This window comes from Kitasatospora sp. NPDC018619 (assembly GCF_044391605.1).
GTDB lineage: Bacteria > Actinomycetota > Actinomycetes > Streptomycetales > Streptomycetaceae > Kitasatospora.
Genome location: NZ_JBISAI010000007.1, coordinates 260,139 through 280,094 on the forward strand (window position 1 = coordinate 260,139; position 19,956 = coordinate 280,094).

General features: G+C 76.8%; 14 protein-coding genes and 1 pseudogene. 11 read left to right on the plus strand and 4 right to left on the minus strand.

Going from position 1 to position 19,956, the window contains the following annotated elements:
• Positions 1–205 precede the first annotated feature (205 nt).
• Complete coding sequence (locus ACH5AR_RS13785; RefSeq protein ID WP_396301575.1) at positions 206–1,306, plus strand: hypothetical protein; 1,101 nt, start codon at positions 206–208, stop codon at positions 1,304–1,306.
• A 137-nt stretch (positions 1,307–1,443) separates the two neighbouring features.
• On the opposite strand, the gene ACH5AR_RS13790 is transcribed toward ACH5AR_RS13785, so the two are convergent.
• Positions 1,444–2,142, minus strand: a complete 699-nt coding sequence (locus ACH5AR_RS13790) for a response regulator (RefSeq protein WP_396301576.1) — start codon at positions 2,140–2,142, stop codon at positions 1,444–1,446.
• On the minus strand, positions 2,139–3,374 hold the full coding sequence (locus ACH5AR_RS13795) for a sensor histidine kinase (RefSeq protein ID WP_396301577.1): 1,236 nt from the start codon (positions 3,372–3,374) through the stop codon (positions 2,139–2,141). Before ACH5AR_RS13795 ends, ACH5AR_RS13790 begins: the two co-directional genes overlap by 4 nt.
• 133 nt (positions 3,375–3,507) lie before the next feature.
• Between ACH5AR_RS13795 and ACH5AR_RS13800 the strand changes: the two genes are divergently transcribed.
• Together ACH5AR_RS13800 and ACH5AR_RS13805 are read left to right on the plus strand one after the other, a co-directional pair.
• Complete coding sequence (locus ACH5AR_RS13800; RefSeq protein ID WP_396301578.1) at positions 3,508–4,419, plus strand: ABC transporter ATP-binding protein; 912 nt, start codon at positions 3,508–3,510, stop codon at positions 4,417–4,419.
• Complete coding sequence (locus tag ACH5AR_RS13805) at positions 4,416–5,258, plus strand: ABC transporter permease (RefSeq protein ID WP_396301579.1); 843 nt, start codon at positions 4,416–4,418, stop codon at positions 5,256–5,258. The genes ACH5AR_RS13800 and ACH5AR_RS13805 overlap by 4 nt, the downstream gene beginning before the upstream one ends.
• A gap of 9 nt (positions 5,259–5,267) precedes the next feature.
• On the opposite strand, the gene ACH5AR_RS13810 is transcribed toward ACH5AR_RS13805, so the two are convergent.
• Both ACH5AR_RS13810 and ACH5AR_RS13815 read right to left on the minus strand, forming a co-directional pair.
• On the minus strand, positions 5,268–5,831 hold the full coding sequence (locus ACH5AR_RS13810; protein WP_396301580.1) for a DUF4291 domain-containing protein: 564 nt from the start codon (positions 5,829–5,831) through the stop codon (positions 5,268–5,270).
• 580 nt (positions 5,832–6,411) lie between these two features.
• On the minus strand, positions 6,412–7,170 hold the full coding sequence (locus ACH5AR_RS13815; protein ID WP_396301581.1) for a tyrosine-protein phosphatase: 759 nt from the start codon (positions 7,168–7,170) through the stop codon (positions 6,412–6,414).
• Between the two features lie 281 nt (positions 7,171–7,451).
• Here ACH5AR_RS13815 and ACH5AR_RS13820 point away from each other — a divergent pair, with 281 nt between their 5' ends.
• The 8 genes and pseudogenes from ACH5AR_RS13820 to ACH5AR_RS13855 all read left to right on the plus strand — a co-directional run bounded on the left by ACH5AR_RS13820 (position 7,452) and on the right by ACH5AR_RS13855 (position 19,458).
• On the plus strand, positions 7,452–8,219 hold the full coding sequence (locus ACH5AR_RS13820; protein ID WP_396301582.1) for a GntR family transcriptional regulator: 768 nt from the start codon (positions 7,452–7,454) through the stop codon (positions 8,217–8,219).
• Between the two features lie 143 nt (positions 8,220–8,362).
• Positions 8,363–9,478, plus strand: a complete 1,116-nt coding sequence (locus ACH5AR_RS13825; protein WP_396301583.1) for a PucR family transcriptional regulator — start codon at positions 8,363–8,365, stop codon at positions 9,476–9,478.
• A 214-nt stretch (positions 9,479–9,692) separates the two neighbouring features.
• A complete protein-coding gene (locus ACH5AR_RS13830) occupies positions 9,693–10,424 on the plus strand; it encodes a hypothetical protein (protein WP_396301584.1) in 732 nt (243 codons plus the stop codon).
• Positions 10,425–10,558: 134 nt separating this feature from the next.
• Positions 10,559–12,589 (plus strand): flotillin family protein, encoded by a 2,031-nt coding sequence (locus tag ACH5AR_RS13835; protein WP_396301585.1) that lies wholly within the window; start codon positions 10,559–10,561, stop codon positions 12,587–12,589.
• Positions 12,590–12,673: 84 nt separating this feature from the next.
• Positions 12,674–17,422 (plus strand): DNA repair ATPase, encoded by a 4,749-nt coding sequence (locus ACH5AR_RS13840; RefSeq protein WP_396301586.1) that lies wholly within the window; start codon positions 12,674–12,676, stop codon positions 17,420–17,422.
• Between the two features lie 129 nt (positions 17,423–17,551).
• Positions 17,552–17,827 (plus strand): annotated as a pseudogene (locus ACH5AR_RS13845) (SAM-dependent methyltransferase); the annotation flags it as partial.
• Between the two features lie 61 nt (positions 17,828–17,888).
• Positions 17,889–18,407 carry a methyltransferase domain-containing protein gene (locus tag ACH5AR_RS13850; protein ID WP_396301587.1) on the plus strand — a complete coding sequence of 173 codons (519 nt, stop codon included), beginning with the start codon at positions 17,889–17,891 and terminating at the stop codon, positions 18,405–18,407.
• 7 nt (positions 18,408–18,414) lie between these two features.
• A complete protein-coding gene (locus ACH5AR_RS13855; RefSeq protein ID WP_396301588.1) occupies positions 18,415–19,458 on the plus strand; it encodes a Rieske 2Fe-2S domain-containing protein in 1,044 nt (347 codons plus the stop codon).
• Positions 19,459–19,956: the final 498 nt, after the last annotated feature.

Genomic DNA, 19,956 nt, shown 5'->3' on the forward strand with positions numbered 1-19,956 from the left:
ACCTTCTGCCGCGTTGACCGGGTTCCGACGCCGGTGCTTTGCTTCCGGCCGTCGGCGGAAACCGGCTCCCGACCCCCATGCCACCGACCGCCGCTGGCGGTCCGTCAGGGCTCCGGCCTGCCGTCGTCGCTCCTCCCCCGTTGTCCCCCACCGTGCCGCCGTGCCGCTACCCGGGCGCGGCCGGCACCAGAGAGGAACCCTCACGATGGGCATCTCCCCCACCTCCCGCCGGATGCGGCGCGCCCTGACCGGGCTGAGCGCCCTCGCGCTGGCCGCCGCGGGCTTCGCCGCCGCACCGGGCGCCCAGGCCGCCCAGGACGGCCGGCCGGCCGGCGAGTTCGCCGGGCAGCCGCACCCCTACCGGCACGGCGTGCACCCGACCAAGGAGGCCGGCAACCAGGCAGCCAAGGCCGCGAGCAACAACCTCCGCTTCGGCGGCGGCGTGGACGGCATCGGCGTCACCACCGGCGCGCCCAAGGTCTACCTGGTCTTCTGGGGCTCCCAGTGGGGCACCCAGGGCACCGACTCCAGCGGCTACACGACCCTGTCCGGCGACCCGAAGGGCGAGGCCGTCCGGGCGCAGCAGCTGTTCAAGGGCCTCGGCACCAACAGCGAGACCTGGTCCGGCGTGATGACCCAGTACTGCGAGGGCGTCGCCGCCGGCGCGACCAGCTGCCCGAGCGGCTCCACCCACGTCGGCTACCCGACCGGCGGCGCGCTGGCCGGCGTCTGGGTCGACGAGTCGGCCGCCGCTCCCGGCCAGGCCACCGGCAACCAGCTGGCCGCCGAGGCCGTCAAGGCCGCCGGGCACTTCGGCAACACCACCGCCGCCGCCAACCGCAACGCGCAGTACGTGGTGCTGTCCCCGACCGGCACCCACCCGGACGGCTTCAACACCCCGAACGGCGGCTTCTGCGCCTGGCACGACTGGAACGGCGACACCACCCTGACCGGCGGCGCGGCCTCGTCCCCGTACGGTGACGTGGCCTTCACCAACGACCCGTACGTGACCGACATGGGCAGCTCCTGCGGCCAGAACTACGTGAACAGCGGTACCGCGGGCACCCTGGACGGCGTGACGATCGTCTACGGCCACGAGTACTCGGAGACCATCACCGACCAGAACCCGGCGGGCGGCTGGACCGACTCTACCGGGTACGAGAACGCCGACAAGTGCTCCTGGAACGGCGTCGGCGGCACCGGCGGCGCGCAGAACGTGAGCTTCGCGACGGGCTCCTTCGCCATGCAGGGCACCTGGTCGAACGGGGTCAGCGGCTGCCAGATCTCGCACGCGATCGTCCACTGACGACCGGGTGAGGCGTGCGCCGGAGCGGGTTGTGCGGGCCCGCTCCGGCGCTTCGCCGCGTCCGGGTGCCCGGCCGGCCGGGGCTACGGCGCGCCCCGCGCCTACGGTGCGCCCCGGGGCTACCGCGCGTCCCGGGCCTACGGCGCGACCAGCCCGAACTCGTAGGCCTGGATGACCAGGTGGACCCGGTCGCGGGCGTCCAGCTTGGTGAACAGCCGGGCCACGTGGGCCTTGGCGGTGGCCACGCTGATGGTGAGCTCCGCGGCGATCTCGGCGTTGGACAGGCCCCGGCCGACCAGGGTGAGCACCTCGCGCTCGCGCTCGGTGACGGCCCCGGCGACGGCCCGGCGCGGCCGGGGCGCGGCGGCCGCCCCCGGCTCCGGGCGGGCGGCGAACTCGCCGATCAGCCGGCGGGTGATGCCGGGCGCCAGCAGGGCGTCCCCGGCGGCGACCACCCGGATGCCGTCCAGGATGGTCTCCAGGGAGAGGTCCTTGACCAGGAAGCCGCTCGCCCCGGCCCGCAGCGCGCCGTAGACGTAGTCGTCGTCGTCGAAGGTGGTGAGGACGAGGACGTGGGTGGGCAGGTCCGGGTCGGCGGTGATCCGGCGGGTGGCCTCGATGCCGTCCGTGACCGGGGGCACCTCCCGGCCGCCGGGCCGGGGGCGCATCCGGATGTCCATCACCGCGACGTCGGGGCGCAGCCGGGCGACCAGGTCGACGGCCTCGGCGCCGTCGCCGGCCTCGCCGACCACCTCCAGGTCGGGGGCGTCGGCGATCAGCACCCGCAGGCCGGTGCGGATGAGCGGCTGGTCGTCGACCAGCACGACACGGATCACGGTCCCACCTCCACGGGGGCCTCGACGGGGGTCCGGGCCGGGGTCTCGACGGCTCCCCGCCCGGGCAGCGGCAGCCGGGCGGCGACCAGGAAGCCGCCCTCCGGGCGCGGGCCGGCCCGGAACTCCCCGTGCAGCAGGGCGACCCGCTCGCGCATGCCGGCCAGGCCGTACCCGGTGCCGGCGCCGGGCGCCGCGGCGGGCACGCCGGAGCCCGGGTCGACGACGGTGACGTCGAGCTCCCGCGGCCCGTACCCGACCGTGACCCGGCAGTCCCGGGCGCCGGCGTGCTTGACCACGTTGGTGACGGCCTCCTGGACGATCCGGTAGGCGGCCAGGTCCACCTCGGGCGGCACCGGCCGCGCCTCGCCGAGCCGGGTGAGTGCGACCCGCACCCCGGCGCCCGCCGTCCGCTCCACCAGCCGGTCCAGCGCGCCGAGCCCGGGCGCCGCCTCCAGCGGAGCGGACTCCCCCTCGCCCTGCCGCAGCGCCCCGAGCATCCGGCGCAGCCCGGCCAGGGTCTCCCGGCTGGTGGCCTCGATCGCCTCCAGGGCGGCCCGGCTCTCGGCGGGCTGGGTGTCCATCACCCGGCTGCCCATGCCCGCCTGGATCGCGATGGTGCCGATGCTGTGGGCGACCATGTCGTGCAGCTCGCGGGCGATCCGCAGCCGTTCGGCGGTGACGGCCTGCTCGGTCGCGCGGTCGCGCAGGGCCTCCTGGTGGACGCGGCTCTGCCGGACGGTGTTGCCCACCAGCCAGGCGATCAGCACGCTCGCGCCGTAGCCGGCGTAGGCGAGCGGGTTGACCGGGAACGCGTGGGTGGCGCCCCACAGGTAGAGCCCGCCGACCAGGGCGAGCGGCATCCCGGCGGCGGCCAGCGAGACCGCCCGGATGCGGGTGGCCGCGCAGTAGCCGACCACCGCGTCGGCGATCGCCACCTGCACCGGCATGGTCGCCGGGGCCGTCCTCGTCATGCCGAGCGAGAACAGGGCGCCCCCGAGCGCGACGGCGAGCCCGGCCAGCGGCGCCCGGGCCAGCGTGGCCGCGACGCCGGTGGTGACCACGGCGGTGACCAGCATCGGCATGTTCTCCGGGTTGCCCCCGTACGTGAACAGCAGGCGCAGTTCATCCTTCCGGGTGAAGAGGCGGAACACGACGACGGCCGTCCAGAACGCCGCCACCCACACGCCGGCGGGCAGGCGTCCGAGCAGCGGCGGACGGGGTTCGATGATCACGGCGCGATGCTAGCGTCGGGCCGGACGGCGGCACATCGGCCCGCGGGCGTAATCCCCGGGGCGGTGCGGCGGGCGGCCGGTGTGTCCCGCGGCCCGATGCCCGGGCACCGGCCCGACCGGCAGCGTTGTCCCCGTGATCGAGATCGAGCGACTGACCAAGAGGTACGGCGCCGCCACGGCCGTCGACCGGCTGACGTTCACCGTCCGGCCGGGCACCGTGACGGGCTTCCTCGGCCCCAACGGCGCGGGCAAGTCCACCACGCTGCGGATGGTCCTGGGCCTCCACACCCCCACCGCGGGCACCGTCACCGTGGCCGGGGTGCCCTTCGCCGGGCGGCCGCGCGGGCTGCGGCACGTCGGCGCCCTGCTGGACGCGGGCGACGTGCACGGCGGGCGCACCGCCCGGGCCCACCTGGCGGCGCTGGCCCGCGCCAACCGCATCCCGCCGCGGCGGGTCGAGGAGGTGCTGGCGGAGGTCGGGCTCGGCGGGGCCGCCGGGCGCCGGATCGGCGGCTACTCACTGGGCATGAAGCAGCGCCTGGGCATCGCGGGCGCGCTGCTCGGCGACCCTCCGGTGCTGCTGTTCGACGAGCCGCTGAACGGGCTGGATCCGGAGGGCGTGCGCTGGGTGCGCGGGCTGTTCCGGCGGCTCGCCGACGAGGGGCGGACGGTGTTCGTCTCCAGCCACATGATGGCCGAGATGGAGCACACCGCCGACCGGCTGGTGGTGATCGGGCGCGGTCGGCTGATCGCGGACGAGAGCCTGGCGGAGTTCTCCGCCCGCCACGCCGTCGCCTCGGTGGCGGTGCGCTCCCCCGGGCTCCCCGCGCTGGCCGCCGCCCTGCGCGCCGAGGGGGCCGGCGTACGGCTGACGGAGCCGCGGTCCGCGACCGTCACGGGCCTGCCCGCCGAGCGGATCGGCGAACTCGCCCAGCGGCACGGTGTGGTGCTGCACGAACTGGCCGTCCGGACGCCGTCGTTGGAGGCGGCGTTCATGGCCCTCACCGCCGACAGTGTCGAGTACCCCGCCGGAGACGCCCGATGAGCACCGTGACCCCCGCCTCCGCCGAGCCGGCGCCCCGGTTCCGCGACCTGCTCGCCGCCGAGTGGATCAAACTGCGCTCGCTGCGCTCCACCTCCTGGGTGCTGGCGCTCGCCTCGCTGGCGGCGGTCGTGGTCAACCTGAACGCCGTCCACACCGACCTGCCGTACATCGACCACCCGCCGGCGCCGGTGCCCGGCCGGCCGCCGTACGTCTACGACCCGCTGTTCCACGGCCTCGGCAGCATCGCGGGGGACGTGATGGCCGTCGCGGCGGGCAGCCTGGGGGCGATCACCGTGTTCGGCGAGTACACCACCGGGCTGGTCCGCACCACCTTCGCCGCCGTGCCGGACCGGCGCGGGGTGGTCGCGGCCAAGGTGCTGCTGGTCGGCGGGATCACCGCGCTCGCCGGGCTGGTGGTGTCCGCGGCGTCGTTCTTCGGGACCAACGCCATGCTGGCCTCCCGGCACGTCGGACTGTCCGTCACCGACGAGGGCTGCCTGCGGGCGGTGCTCGCCTACGCGGCGGTCGTGCCGGTCTGCGCGCTGCTCGGGATGGCGCTGGGGGCGGTGCTGCGGCACGCCACCGCCTCGATCGTCTCGCTGGTGATGCTGCTGCTCGTCCTGCCGATGATGTTCGGCGGGGACCGCTACCGCTGGCTGAAGGAGATCGGCACCCACCTGCCGACGGCCACCGTCCAGCGGCTCGTCCTCAACCCGAACTCCTCGGCCACGATGGGGAAGTACGCGCCGAGCGTGCTGGACTCGTGGATCACCATGGGGGTGTGGGGCGCGGTCTCGGTGGTCGTGACGGTCGTCGTGGTGCGGCGCCGGGACGTCTGACCCGGCGCCTCAGTCCAGGCCGAGCCGCCGGGCGGTCGCGGCGGACGGGCGGTAGGGGCGCTCGGGCGGCAGCAGCCGCTGCGCCCTGGCCGTCTGCCCGCCGCGGACCAGCGCGGCGATCCGCCGCACCTGCGGGGTGAGGTCGGTCAGGCCGACGACCCACTCCTCGGCGTAGGTGCGGACCAGCGAACGGCCGATGCCCACCTGGATGCTGTAGTGGTTCAGCGCCGCCCCGCGCAGCGACCGCTCCGGATCCCACTGCACGTGGACCTCGGCGCGGGCCAGTTCGTCCGGGTGCGCGGTGGTCCCGACGGCCCGGGCGAGCGCCTCCTCCCAGCCCTCCCGGGTGGCCCGGACCGCCAGCACCCTGGTCTGGCCGGGCTTCTGCGCCCAGTTGCTGCGGTGCATCAGCCAGCGGAACGAGGGCTTGACCCACGTCATCCGGTGGAAGCCGAACGGCGCCACGAACCGGCCCGCCGCCAGCGCCGCGTCGGCGACGGCCGGCGGGTAGGCCTGGTAGAGCACGATCGTGCGCTCGTCGTGGTCGGCCCTGATCTCGCGCAGCGCGGTCATCTCGCGGCACCCCCTTCGCCCCGGCACGCTGCCAGCGCGGCCGGGGCGGGTGCAACGGGATTTCCGTCCCGGCGCCGACGCGGGCGGGCGCAGGCGCCGGACGCCTCAGGCACCGGGCGGCTCAGGCGCCGGGGCAGGCGGCGTCTGGGCACCGGGGGCGCCTCGGGCACCGGGGCGGGTGGCGTCTGGGCGCCGGGGCGGGCGGCGTCTGAACGCCGGGGCGGGCGGCGTCTGAACGCCGGGCGCCCCAGGCACCGGGGCAGGCCACGTCTGGGCGCCGGGGCAGGTGGCGTCTGGGCACCGGGCGCCCCAGGCACCGGGACAGGCCACGTCCGAGCGCCGAGGCAGGTGGCGTCTGGGCGCCGGGGCGGGCCACGTCCGAGCGCCGGGGCGGGCGACGTCTGGGCACCGGGCACCTCAGGCACCGGGGCAGGCCACGTCCGAGCGCCGGGGCGGGCGACGTCTGGGCACCGGGCACCTCAGGCACCGGGGCAGGCCACGTCCGAGCGCCGGGGCGGGCGACGTCTGGGCACCGGGCGCCCCAGGCACCGGGGCAGGCCGCGTCTGGGCACCGGGCGGCTCAGGCCGCCGCCGCCTTGGCGCGGAAGGCGCCGAGGGTGGCGGCCGGGACGCCGCAGCCGGGGAGGAAGGCGGCCGCGCCGCCGTGGTGGGTGCGCACGCGGTCGAGGAAGACCGTCATCGCCTCGGCCGGGGCCTCCAGGAGCGGCGCCGGGATGGTCAGGTTGCGGCCCCGGGAGTCGGTGACCCGGGACGTGCCGCGGCGGTCGTTGAGCGCGGTGCGGTGGCGCTCGGCGAGCCCGGCGAAGATCTGCGGGAGGGCGTCGGCGGTGCGGGTGTAGTCGGCGACGATGCGCTCGGCGGGGACGTCGAGGAGGTCCAGCAGGAGGGCGGTCAGCAGGCCGGTGCGGTCCTTGCCGGCGGCGCAGTGCAGCAGGACGGCGCCGGGGCGGACGGCGGCCTCGACGGCGGCGGCCAGCGCCTCGGGCGCGGACTCGGCCAGCAGGACGTAGAAGTCGCCGAGGTCGGCGGCGGTCGCCATGGTGCCCATCCGCGCGGTGAGGGCGTCGGTGGCGGGGTTCACCGGGGCGGCGACGACGGCTATCCCGGCGGCCTCGGCGGCGGCCCAGTCGGCGGGGTCGGTCTCGCGCGGGTCGCGCAGGTCGACGACGGTGCGGATGTCGCAGCCGCGCAGCTGGGCGACGGTGGCCTCGTCGGCCGCCGGGAACGGCTGGGCGGAGCGGAACAGCACGCCGGGGCGGATCCGCCGGCCCTCGGGGTCGCCGAGGGCGGCGGCGTCGCGGAAGTTGACCAGGGACATGCGGGAGGCCTTTCGGTGGGGCCGCACCCGGGGCGTGCGGGGGACAGCCGGGGCGGAGACATCTAGATGTCCAGAGGTGTAACCCGCCGGAGGGCTGCCGGGCAAGCCGCGCGGGTGCGGTCCCGGTCGGTGCGTCCCTCCATCCCACTCCTCCCGGCGCACCGCGGCGACCCGGACCGCGGTGCCCCGGACCGCGACGCCCTGCGCCACGGTGCCCCGCACCACGACGCCCCGCGCCACGGCAGGCCGGGCCGCGCGGCCCGGCTCCGTAGGATCGGCCCGTGGCGACGAACCCCCCGAGCTCCCCGAACACCCCGGTGTACCGCCGCCTGGCCCGCCGGCTCCAGGAGCGCGTCGACGCCGGCGCCTACCCGCCCGGCACCCGGCTGCCCAGCGAGCCCGAGCTGAGCGCCGAGTTCGGCGTGAACCGGCTGACCGTGCGGCAGGCGGTGGCCGAGCTGGAGCGGGCGGCCGTGGTGGAGATCCGCCGCGGCGTGGGCACCTTCGTCCGCCCGCCCGCCGTCCGGGTGTCGATCGCCGTGGACCCGCGCAGCCAGCGCGTCGACCTCGGCAGCGTGCCCACCGCCCTGCCGGGCGGGGAGCGCACGGACGGCGAGTTCGTGGTGGCCGCCCCGCCCGTCACCGGCTCGGCGCAGGACGCCGAGGCGGCCCGCCGGCTGGGCCGGGAGCCGGCCGAGCTGTCCCGGGTGGACTCGGTGATCCGGCTGGGCGGCCGGGCCCGGGCGGCGTGCAGCTACTGGGTGCCGTTCGGCCCGCTGCCCGCCGAGCTGGTCCGCCCGGGCCGCTCGGGGAACCTCGTGCCGGCCCTGGCGCGGGCGGCCGGGGTGGAGCTGGAGTACGACTGGCGGGCCTTCGGCGCCGTCGGCGCCGACCTCGCGGACGCCGAGCTGCTGGGCGTCCCGCCGGGCACCGCCCTGCTGGTGCGCGAGGGGGTCAGCTGCACCCCGGACGGCGCCCCGGCGCTGTACGTGCGGCGGCGGATCGACGGCAGCAGCGCCCGCTTCGTCCTGCACTTCCGGGACGGCTGACGGGCCGCCCGCAGGCCTGCACCCCGGCCGCCCGCAGGCCGCCCGCAGGCCGTCGGCGGCCCGTCGGCGGCCCGCCTCCTGTCGGACCCCCCTGATAAATTCGGCGCCGGAAGACCGGGTCGTACGGGGGTTGGCAGGACAGGGTGGCCGAGGAGATCGACTACGACATACCCGCCGAGCTGGCCGAGGTCTACCTCGTGCTGCTCTCCGACGTCTCCAGGACCGGCCGGCTGCCGCGCCGCGAGGAGCTGGAGCGCCTGCGCCGGCTCGGCGAGCACTGCGCCGAGGCCGGGTACGGGCTGCGCGAGGTGGTGTCGCACTGCCTGGCCGCGGCCCGCCGGGCCTGGCAGATCCTGCCCGGGGCGACCGCCGCGAGCAGCGTGGCCGAGCTGCGCCGGATGGGCGACGCGGTGCTGGCCGCCACCGACGCCGCACTGGCCGCACTGGGCGACGGCCACGAGCGGGCGCAGCGCCTGGCGGTCCGTCAGGAGGAGGCGGCCCGCCGGGAGTTCATCGACGACCTGCTGTTCGGGCGCAGCGACCTCGGGCTGCTCGCCGAGCGCGCCGAACGGTTCGGGCTGCGGCTGGCGGGGGCGTACACGGTGGCGGTGGCCGTGGGCGACGAGCCCTTCGCGGACGTCCACCCGCTGGTGCACCGGGTGGAGCGGGAGCTGACCGGGCGGTTCGGCGAGCGGGACGTCCTGCTGGCCAGCAAGGACGGCCGGCTGGTGTGCATCGCGCCGGACTCCGAGCGGGCCGTGCTGGAGGCCTTCGCCGAGCTGGCGCTGCGGCCGGGGCCCGGGTACCAGCCGGTGCGGCGGGTGGCCACCGGGCGGCGGCACTCGGGGCCGAGCGGGGTGCTGCGCAGTTACGAGGAGGCGCTGGACGCGCTGGACTACGCGCACCGGCTGGGCCTGCCGGCCCGGCAGCTGCGGGCCGAGGAGCTGCTGGTCTTCCCGGTGCTGATGCGCGACCGCGCCGCCATGGCCGACCTGGTGCGCAGCGTGCTCGGCCCGTTGGCCGAGGCGCGCGGCGGCGCCCGTCCGCTGCTGGACACCATCGCGGTGCAGGCGGAGGCCGCGTACGTGAACGCGGAGGCCGCGCGCCGGCTGGGGCTGAGCGTGCGCACCCTGAGCTACCGGCTGGAGCGGATCAGGGTGCTCACCGGCTACGACCCGGCGGACGCGCTCCAGCGCTTCACCCTGGAGACGGCGGCGATGGGCGCACGGCTGCTGAACTGGCCGGAGCAGCCGCTGTAGCCGCGCCGCGGCAAACCCGCGGGGCGCCGCCGGGACCGTCCGACGGCCGTTCTGTTGCCCGGTTGTGGCAGTGTCACGCCGCCCGTGCGTACCAGGGTGTCAAGAGGGCGTAAAGATTGCCGGATCCTGGCAATGTGCGGCGGGGCCCGGCGCTGCCATGATCTCCCCGGCGCCGAAGTACGGCGCCGGCGGAGGGGACGGGGGTGTGGCCGGGATGGCGGGGTTCTTCGCGGCCGCGCTGGCCTTTCCGACGGCGCTGTTCAGCTTCGCGCTGGTGGTGGTGGTCGGGTACTGGTTGCTGGTGCTGCTCGGCGGCCTGGTTCCCGGCGCCGTGCACGGGGGGCACGGCGGCGGGCACCACGCGGACGTCGGGCACGCGAGGCACCACGGGGACCTCGGTCACGGGGGATCCGCCGGCCACGGAGGGCACGGTGCCGACGGGGGGCACGGTGCCGACGGGGGGTCCGACCGGCCCGGCGCCGGCCACCGCACGGGCGTGCTGGACGCGTTGGGACTGGGCGGGGTGCCCGTGACGGTGGCGGTGTCGCTGCTGGTCGCGCTCGCCTGGTTCGTCAGCCTGGCCGGCACCGTCCTCACCTCGGGGGCACCGGCGCGCGGCGGCGTGTTCGTCGTCGCGCTGGTCGCCTCCTGGGCGGGCACCCGGGTGCTCGTCCGGCCGCTGTCGCGGCTGTTCCCGCAGGACCGGCCGACCACCCGGGGGGACTTCGTCGGCCGGGTCTGCGTGATCCGGACCGGCCGGGTGACGGCCGACTTCGGGCAGGCCGAGGTCACCGCGGAGGACGGCTCCACCGCGACCGTCCAGGTCCGTACCGCGGAGCCCGAACCGGGCCTGACGGCCGGGCGGACGGCCCTGATCTTCGACTACGACGCCGCGGGCGAGCACTTCCTGGTCGCACCCTTCGACCCGCCGCCCGCCACCGTCTGACCGCCGTCTGACCGCCGTCCGACCCCGTCCGACCCCGTCCGACCGCCGCACGGCCCCGCCGTCCGGCCGCCGCCGGCACCCGCCGGGGCACCTCTCCTCCGCACCAACCCGCCATCTCGTCAAAGGACTCCGTGATGGACACCATCGCCGTGGGTTTCGGCGTGCTCGTCGCCGTCGTGCTGCTCATCCTGCTCGCCGTGCTGCTGTTCGTGGGCCGCCTGTTCCAGAAGGTCGAGCAGGGCAAGGCACTGATCGTCTCCCGGACGAAGAAGGTCGACGTGACCTTCACCGGCGCGGTCGTCCTCCCGGTGCTCCACAAGGCCGAGCTGATGGACATCACCGCCAAGACGGTGGAGATCCACCGGGCCGGCCGGGACGGCCTGATCTGCCGGGACAACATCCGCGCGGACATCCGGATCTCGTTCTTCGTACGGGTCAACAAGACCGTCGAGGACGTCGTCAAGGTCGCCCAGTCGATCGGCACCGCCCGGGCCAGCGACCCGCAGGCGATCCAGGAGTTCTTCGCCGTCAAGTTCGCCGAGGCGCTCAAGACCGTCGGCAAGCAGCTGGACTTCACCGACCTCTACACCCACCGGCACGAGTTCCGGGACCAGATCATCGCGGTCATCGGCACCGACCTCAACGGCTACACCCTTGAGGACGCGGCCATCGACCACCTGGAACAGACCCCGATGAGCCAGCTGGACGCGGACAACATCCTGGACGCCCAGGGCATCCGCAAGATCACCGAGCTGACCGCGATCGAGCACGTGCGCACCAACGAGTACCAGCGCAACGAGCAGAAGGAGATCACCCGGCAGAACGTGGACGCCCGGGAGGCCGTGCTGGAGCTGGAGCGCCGGCAGGCCGACGCCGAGATCCGCCAGCGCCGCGAGATCGAGACGCTGCGGGCCAAGGAGGACGCGGTGATCGCCCGGGTGCAGGAGGAGGAGCGGCTCAACGCCCAGACCGCCTTCCTGCGCACCGAGGAGCTGCTCGGGGTGCAGCGCGAGAACCAGGCCCGCGAGGTCGCGGTGGCGCAGAAGAACCGCGAGCGGGTGATCGCGGTGGAGAACGAGCGGATCGAGAAGGACCGCCTGCTGGAGGTCGTCGGCCGGGAGCGGGAGACCGAGCTCGCCACGATCGCCAAGGCGAAGGAGGTCGAGTCCGCCAAGCGCGAGGTCGCCGACGTGGTCCGCGAGCGGGTCGCGGTGGACCGCACCGTCGCCGAGCAGGAGGAGGCCGTCAAGACGCTGCGCGCCACCGAGGAGGCCGAGCGGGTCCGCAAGGCCGTGGTGATCCAGGCCGAGGCCGAGGCACAGGAGCGGCTGGTCAAGGACATCAAGGCCGCCGAGGCCGCCGAGCAGGCCGCCGCCCACAAGGCGCGCGAGGCGCTGGTGCTGGCCGAGGCCCGGCAGCGGGCCGCCGAGCTGGACGCGGCCGCCAAGATCCGGATGGCCGAGGGCGTCCGGGCCGAGGCCGCCGCCGAGGGCCTGGCCCGGGTGGAGGTCCGCGAGCAGGAGGCCGCGGCGGTGGAGAAGGTCGGCCGCGCCGAGGCCGTCGTCCAGGCCGAGAAGGCCAAGGCCGCGGCGCTGGAGATCGGCGGCCGGCTGAAGGCCGAGGCCGAGGGCCTGACCGAGAAGGCCGCCGCGATGGCCAAGCTGGACGAGGCCTCGCGCGGGCACGAGGAGTACCGCCTGCGGCTGGCCGCCGAGAAGGACGTCCGGCTGGCCGGGCTGGACGCCCAGCGGCAGATCGCCGAGGCCCAGGCGGCGCTGGTCGCGGCCGGGCTGGAGAAGGCGAAGATCGACATCGTCGGCGGGGACTCGGTCTTCTTCGACCGGCTGGTGCAGTCGGTGTCGGCCGGCAAGGGCCTGGACGCCTTCGTCGCCCACTCGCAGACCGCGCAGACCCTGGCCGGCCCCTGGCTGGCCGGCCGGTCCAGCTTCACCGAGGACCTCACCAGGGTGCTCTCCTCGGTCTCCACGGCCGACGTGCAGAACCTGACGGTCTCCGCGCTGCTGATGCGGCTGATCGGCTCGGGGGCCGGCGACCAGGCCGGGCAGCTGCGCCAACTGCTGGACTCGGCGCGGAAGCTGGGCGTCGCGGAGACCCCGCTCGGGGCGCTGGCCGGCGGCCTCGCCTCGGCCAACGGCGCCGGCTAGCCCGCCGGACGGCCGGCCCGACCGGCTCCGGCCGCTCCACCGATCCGACCGGCTCCACCGATCCCCCCGAGTCAACTGAGGAACGTGACCGTGACCGTGGACGCCCTCGACGCCCGGCTCGACACCGGCACCTACGAGGTCCTGCGCGACCGGCTCGCCCGAGCCGCCGCCGAACTCGCCGACCGCGCGGAGGCGTTGAACGCCCGCCGGGTCGCCGAGTTCGGCGGCGGGCAGCTGCGGCTGGCCGGCACCGGACGGCTCACCACCGCCCGGGCCTGCCTGCCGCAGGACCTCACCGCCGCCGGCGGGCTGCTGCTGCTGCTCGCCACCCGCCCGGCCGACGCCGCCGACGGCTCCGAGGACGTCACCGACGTCCTCGGCCTGCACCACCCCGACCTCTCCCCCGCGCCCGTCGAGGGCACCCTGCTGGACGACCCCCGGCTGCGCCAGGACCTCGCCGACCTGCGGCGCTACTTCCGCGACGCCCGCCCGGAGCGCCTGCGCCCGGTGGACGGCCGGCTGCTCGCCGTCTTCCGCACCGGCCCGGCCGCCGCCGACGTCCGGGTGCTGCGCTGGCGCCTGGCCGACGACGCCCCGCCGTCCTACCTGGACGGGCGCGGCGAGCGCGACCACACCCCCGCCGACGGCCGGCAGCTCTCCTGGACCGGCGTCACCCGGGACGACCACCGGCCCGCCGCCCCCGGCCGCCCGCCCCGCGCCGACCTGGCCGGCGAGCTGCTGATCGGCGTCGACGGCGGCCGGCTGACCGTCACCGCCCCGGACGGCCGGGAGCTGCACCGCGAACCGCTGGCCGAGGCCCTCCAGACCCTCGCCGACGCCCGGATCGCCCACGCCCGGATCGGCACCCTCCTCCTGGTGCGGGTGCGCCCCTACCAGGAGGAGACCGAACGGCACCTGGTGGTGCACCTGCCCACCGGCACCGTCACCCGGATCGACGCGCTCGGCCAGGCCTGCCTGCGGCTGCCCGCCGACCAGGGCGTGGCCTTCCCCGGCGGCTGCCACCTGGTGGACGGCACCGTGCGCACCTTCGACCAGCCGGTCGACGGCCTGGTGTACGAGCGCACCGTCCTGTCGCCCAACGGCGAGGACGTGCTCTACGAGTTCCGCTCCCCCGCCGACGGCCGCGCCCTGCTCCAGCCGTACAACAGCGTCCGCCAGGAGGCCGCCGCCCCGCTGGCCTGCCAGGGGTACGCGCTGCTCGCCGACGGCACCCTGGTCGCGCTGCGCCCGGCCGAGGACGGGCCGACGCGGCTGCACCCCGTCCAGATCTGGCAGACCCCGTTCACCAGCGAGCGCTTCGCCGCCGAACAGCCGCCCGGCAGCGGCCCGCTGGCCCGGATCGGCAACGCCGACCTGGTCCGCGGCCTGGCCGACTGCCTGGCCCTGGCCCGGCTGGCCGCGGCCGGCGCCGACACCCCGGCCGGCCACCGGGCCGTGCTGGCCGCCTGCACCCGCACCGCCGACCGGCACCACTGGCTCGGCCAGAGCGGCCTGGGCGACCTCGCCGCGCCGCTCGCCGCGATCCGCGACACCGCCCGGCAGGTCGTCGCCGAGTACGAGGCCGTCGCCCAGCTCACCGCGCACGCCGCCCGGCAGACCGACGAGGCCGCCGAGCACGTCGAGGGCCTGCTGCGCACCGCCCGCGGTGAGACCCTGGCCGACGCCGCCGAGTGGGTCGACCGGCTGGCCGGGCTGCGCCGCGCCCAGGGCCGCGTCGAGGCGCTGCGCGACCTGCCGCGCGCCGACCAGGAGCGGATCGACGCCCTCGCCGCGCACCTCGCCGAGGGCCTGGCCGAGGCCGCCGAGCGCGCCGTCGGCCACCTCGCCGAGCCCACCGCCTTCGAGCCGCACCGGCAGCGGGCCGGCGAGCTGGCCGAACGCTGCGCCGCCATCGCCACCGCCGCCGAGGCCGCGCCGCTGGGCCTCGAACTGGGCGCCCGGAGCGAGGCCCTGCAGACCGTCTCGGAGCTGGTCGGCACCCTCGACCTGGCCGACGCCACCACCCGCACCGCGATCCTGGACCGGCTCGCCGACGTCCTGGGGCTGCTCAACCGGGGCCGGGCCGCGCTGACGGTGCGCCGCCGCGAGCTGCGCACCCGCGAGGCCGCCGCCGAGTTCTCCGCCGAGACCGCCCTGCTCGGCCAGGCCACCACCGCCGCGCTCGCCGCCGCCGACACCCCGGAGGCCTGCGACGAGCAGCTCGGCCGGCTGCTGCTGCGGATCGAGCAGTTGGAGACCCGCTTCGCCGACGCCGACCCGGCGCTCGGCGAGCAGCTCACCGCCCGGCGCACCGAGGTCCACGACGCGCTGACCGCCCGCCGCCAGCACCTGCTGGAGGAGCGGGCCCGGCGCGCCGACCGGCTGGCCGCCTCCGCCGGGCGCGTCCTGGACACCCTGCACCGCCGGCTGGCCGCGCTGGACACCGCCGCCGAGATCGACGCCGCCCTCGCCGCCGACCCGACCGCCGTCAAACTCCGCGAGCTCGCCGGGCAGTTGACCGCACTCGGCGACCGCGTCCGGGCCGAGGAGCTGACCGGACGGCTGCGCGCCGCCCGCGGCCGCGCCCACCGGGCCCTGCGCGACCGCGCCGAGCTCGCCGGGGACGGCCCCGGCACCCTGCGGCTGGGCCGGCACCTGTTCGCCGTCACCACCCTGCGCCCCGAACTCGCCCTGGTGCCCTGGCGCGGGCGCCCCGCCTTCACCCTCACCGGCACCGACTACCGCTCCCCCGTCACCGACCCGGCCTTCGCCGCCACCGAGCGGTACTGGGACCGCCCGCTGCCCTCCGAGACCCCGGAGCTGTACCGCGCCGAGTACCTCGCGGCGAGCCTGCTGCCGACCGTCGGGGCGGGCGCGCCGCTCACCGACGCCGAGCTGCTGGAGCACGTCCGGCGGGCCGCCGAGCAGCGCCCGGACGAGGGCTACCAGCGCGGCGTGCACGACCACGACGCGGCGCTGCTGCTGCGCGCGCTGCTCGACCTGCACGCCGGGGCCGGGCTGCTGCGCCACCCGGCGGCCGCCCGCGCGGCCGCCCAGCTGTACTGGGCGCACGGCACCGACGAGCGCCAACGGCTGCTCTGGCACACCCGGGCCCGCTCGTTGGGCCTGGCCCGGGCCGCCTTCGGGGGCGCCCCGGCACAGGCCGCACTGGACGCCCTGGCCGAGGAACTCTCCTCCGCGGTGAGGGAGTTCATCCCGGACGCGGCCGCCGCCGGGCCCTACCTGGTGGCCGAGCTGACCGCCGCCGAGCCCGGCTTCGCCCACTCGGCCGGCGCCGCCGCGCTGCTCGACACGTTCCGCGCCGCCCCCGAATCGGCCGGCCTCACCGAGGCGCTCGCGGCCCTGCCCGACGATCCCGCCCTGCTGCCCGTACGGCGCCGACTCGCCGCCGCGTGGCTGGAGTCCGGCGCCTCGGACGCCGATCCGGGCGACCTCGCCGAGGCCGCCGCCGCGCTGCTCTGCCCGGACCTGCCGCGCCGGCCCGCCGAGGGCGCGGTGGGCGCCCGCGTCACCGGCCTGCTCGGCGACCACCCCCGGATCGCGGGCGGCGCGCTCGACCTCCGGCTGGACGAACTACTCGCCCGGGTGGGCGAGTTCGAGCAGGTCGAGCTGCCCGGCTACCGCGCCTACCAACGGCTGCGCGGCGAGCTGCTGGCCGCCGAGCACGCCCGGCTGCGGCTCGACCAGTACCGGCCCGCCCCGCTCAACGGCTTCGTCCGCAACCGGCTGATCGACCAGGTGTACCTGCCGCTGGTCGGCGACAACCTGGCCAAGCAGCTCGGTACGGCCGCCCCCGGCGGCCCGGTCGACCGCAGCGGCCTGCTGCTGCTGGTCTCCCCGCCCGGCTACGGCAAGACCACCCTGGTCGAGTACCTCGCCGAGCGGCTCGGCCTGCTGCTGGTCTCGGTCAGCGGCCCCGCGCTCGGCCACCGGGTCACCTCGCTGGACCCGGCCGAGGCCCCCGACGCCACCTCCCGGCGGGAGGTCGAGAAGCTCAACTTCGCCCTGCACGCCGGGGACAACGTGCTGCTCTACCTGGACGACGTCCAGCACACCTCGCCCGAGTTCCTCCAGCGCTTCATCCCGCTGTGCGACGCCCAGCGCCGGATCGACGGCGTCTGGGACGGCGAGGCCCGGGAGTGGGACCTGCGCGGCAAGCGCTTCGCCGTGGTGATGGCCGCCAACCCGTACACCGAGTCCGGCCGCCTGTTCCGGCTGCCCGACATGCTCGCCAACCGCGCCGACGTGTGGAACCTCGGCGACGCCGTCGCCGGGCGCGAGGACCTCTTCGCGCTCAGCTTCGTCGAGAACGCCCTGCCCGCCAGCCCCCACCTGGCCCCGCTGGCCACCGCCGAGCGCGCCGACCTGGACACCCTGCTGGCCCGCGCCGAGGGCCGGCCCGGCGGCACCCTGGCCGGAGCCTGGCCCGCCGCCGAGGCCGAGCGGATGACCGCCGTCCTCGCCGGGCTGCTCCACCTGCGCACCACCGTCCTGGCCGTCAACCGCGCCTACCTGGCCTCCGCCGCCCAGGACGACCGCGCCCGCACCGAGCCGCCCTTCCTGCTCCAGGGCTCGTACCGCAACATGGCCAAGCTCGCCCAGCGCCTCGACCCGGCCCTCACCCGCCCCGAACTCGACGCCCTGCTCACCGACCACTACCGCGCCGAGGCCCAGCCCCTGGGCGCCGACGCCGAGGCCCAGCTGCTCAAGCTCGCCGAGCTACGGGGAGCCCTCACCGACCAGCAGGCGGCCCGCTGGGCCGAGCTGAAGCGCCCCTGGCGGGAGCGTGGGACGGCTGCCGAACGCCCGTGACCCGCACGGCATTCGGCCCCGGCGCAGGTCCGTCGATCACCTGGTCCGATCACCACAGGATTCGCCCCGATCAGTGAAACCTCGCCCGCCGACGGGTAGCCGTCGCCGGGCGGCGGGTAGCCCGGTGGTATGGGCGCTGAGGGACTCGATCTGGCCGGGCTGCGCAGGGTGTACGGGCGGGCGGGGAGCAGGTGGTTCTACACCCGGGTGGCGCGCAACGCGCGGCACTGGGGGTGGACGGAGCCGGGGCAGTCCAAGTGGCGGCTGTGGCGCGCGCAGCGGCAGTTGCAGGACGTCCTGGGGCGCAAGCTGGCGCTGCCGGCCGGGGCGCGGGTGCTGGACGCCGGGTGCGGGGCCGGGGTGGTGGCGCGGGCGATGGCGGTGCGGTTCGGGCTCCGGGTGACGGGCGTGGACGTCCTGGACTTCCACCTCGCCGAGGCCCACCGGCTCAGCGTCCGGGCGTTGGATGGGCGACCGCACGCTCTTCCGGTACGGCGACTACCACCGACTGCCCTTCGACGGCGGGGAGTTCGACGGCGCGTACTCGATGGAGACGCTGGTGCACTCCTACGACCCGGCCGCCGCCCTGGCCGAGTTCCACCGGATGCTGCGCCCGGGCGGCCGGCTGGTGCTGCTGGGCCCGATGGCCACCGGCCCGGTGGACGAACTCCCCGCGCCGGCCAGGGCGCTGCTCGTGCCGTACCTGGACGCGATGCGGATGAACGGCGCCCTGCTCTACCACGCCGGCAACCTCCCCCGGCTGCTCGCCGAGGCCGGGTTCGAGGTCGAGGAGGCGCTGGACGCCACGCCGTACTACACCCCCACCTCCGAGGCGGTGCACGCGTACTTCCGGCTGCCGTGGGCGGTGCTGCGGCGCTGCGGCGATCCGGCCAAGTGGCTCAATCTCCGGTCCACGGTGGAGATGTACGCCGTGCGCGAGCACGTCGCCTGGTACGTTCACACGGCTGTCAAGCCATCGAGGTGAACCCCGCGTGGACGAGCACCCCGCCCCCCTGCCCTACCCCAGCGGCTGGTTCTGCGTCGGCCGGGCCCGGGACCTCCCGCCCGGCCGGGTGCGCACCGTCCGGCTGATGGGCGAGGACGTGGTGCTGTACCGGACGCGCCGGGGCGCGGTGCGCGCGGTCGGCCCGCACTGCCCGCACCTGGGGGCGCACTTCGGGGCGGGCGGCACGGTCCGGGGCGAGGAGCTGGTCTGCCCGTTCCACGGCTTCGCCTTCGGCCCGGACGGCTCGTGCACCGGCTCGCCGGACGGCGTCCGCTTCCGGGGCTCGCTGGCCCGGCGCCGGCTGTGCGAGCGGGACGGCGCGCTGTTCGTCTGGTGCGCCCCGGACGGCGGCGCGCCCGCCTGGGAGCTGCCGCCGGCCGTCGGGGTGCGGCCGCTGGCGTGGTGGAGCGGGGACGACCCCACCCACCCGCAGGAGGTGCTGGAGAACAGCGTCGACTTCCGGCACACCCGGGTGCTGCACGGCCTGGACACCCGGGAGACGGCCCCGCCGGAGGTGGCCGGCCCGCTGTTCACCGTCCACCAACGCACCACGACCCGCTTCCCCGGGCTGGGCGCGGTGCGCCTGGACCAGCCGGTGACGCTGGCCGGGCTCGGGCTGATGCGCCTGGCGGTGGACCTGCCGCAGGTGGGCGGCACCCTGTGGGTGTGGGTGCTGCCGACGCCGCTCGCGCCGTGGCGGACCAGGGTGCGCGTCGGGGTGACGGTCACCGTGCCGCTGCCGGGCGTCGGCGCGGCGCGGGCCGTCGACCGGGCGGCCTCCTGGGCCGCGCTGCGGGCCACCGTGCGCATCCTGGCGCAGGACCGCCCGGTGCTGGCCCACAAGCGGTACCTGGCGCAGCCCCGGCTCGTGCCCGGGGAACGCTCGATCGGGCTGTTCCGCCGCTGGGCGCGGCAGTTCTACCCGGGGCCGCACTCCGACACCGCTCCCGGGGTCCACGCCGACGCCGCTCCCGGCCCCCGCTCCGGCCCCGGGCCCGGGCTCCGGCCCGAGCCGGACACCGCCGGCTGATCCCCCGCCGCCGCTGCGGCCGGCGGGACGGCGGGCGGTACGGCGGGCGCTACGGCAGGCGGTACGGCGGACGGTACGCCGGGCGGCTCCCGGCCCGGATCGGGCTGCCCGGGGACGGCCCGCCCCTCGGCCCGCCAACGCCGGACCAGCTCCGCGTAGATGGGCGCCTCCGCGAACACCGGCGGCCCGGGTGCCACCGGCGGCACCGGCATGACCGGCTCTTCCGGCGGCCGGTCCGGAGCACCGTGCAGGATCGTTTCCTCAACCGGCCGCCGTTCCGGTTCCGGCAGCCTCCCGGTTCCACTCACGCCCGCCCAACGCACCCCGCCCGCGGCGGGACACGGCCGCGTCAACCGGGCGCGCCGCGGCTCAACCCCTCCCGGGGAGCCGCCGGGGGGGGCGGGGCGGGGGCCCCCCCCCCCGCGGGGGCCCCCCCGGGGGGGCCCCCCCCCCGCCCCGGCGCCCCCGCCCCCCCCCCCCCCCCCCCCCCCCCCCGCC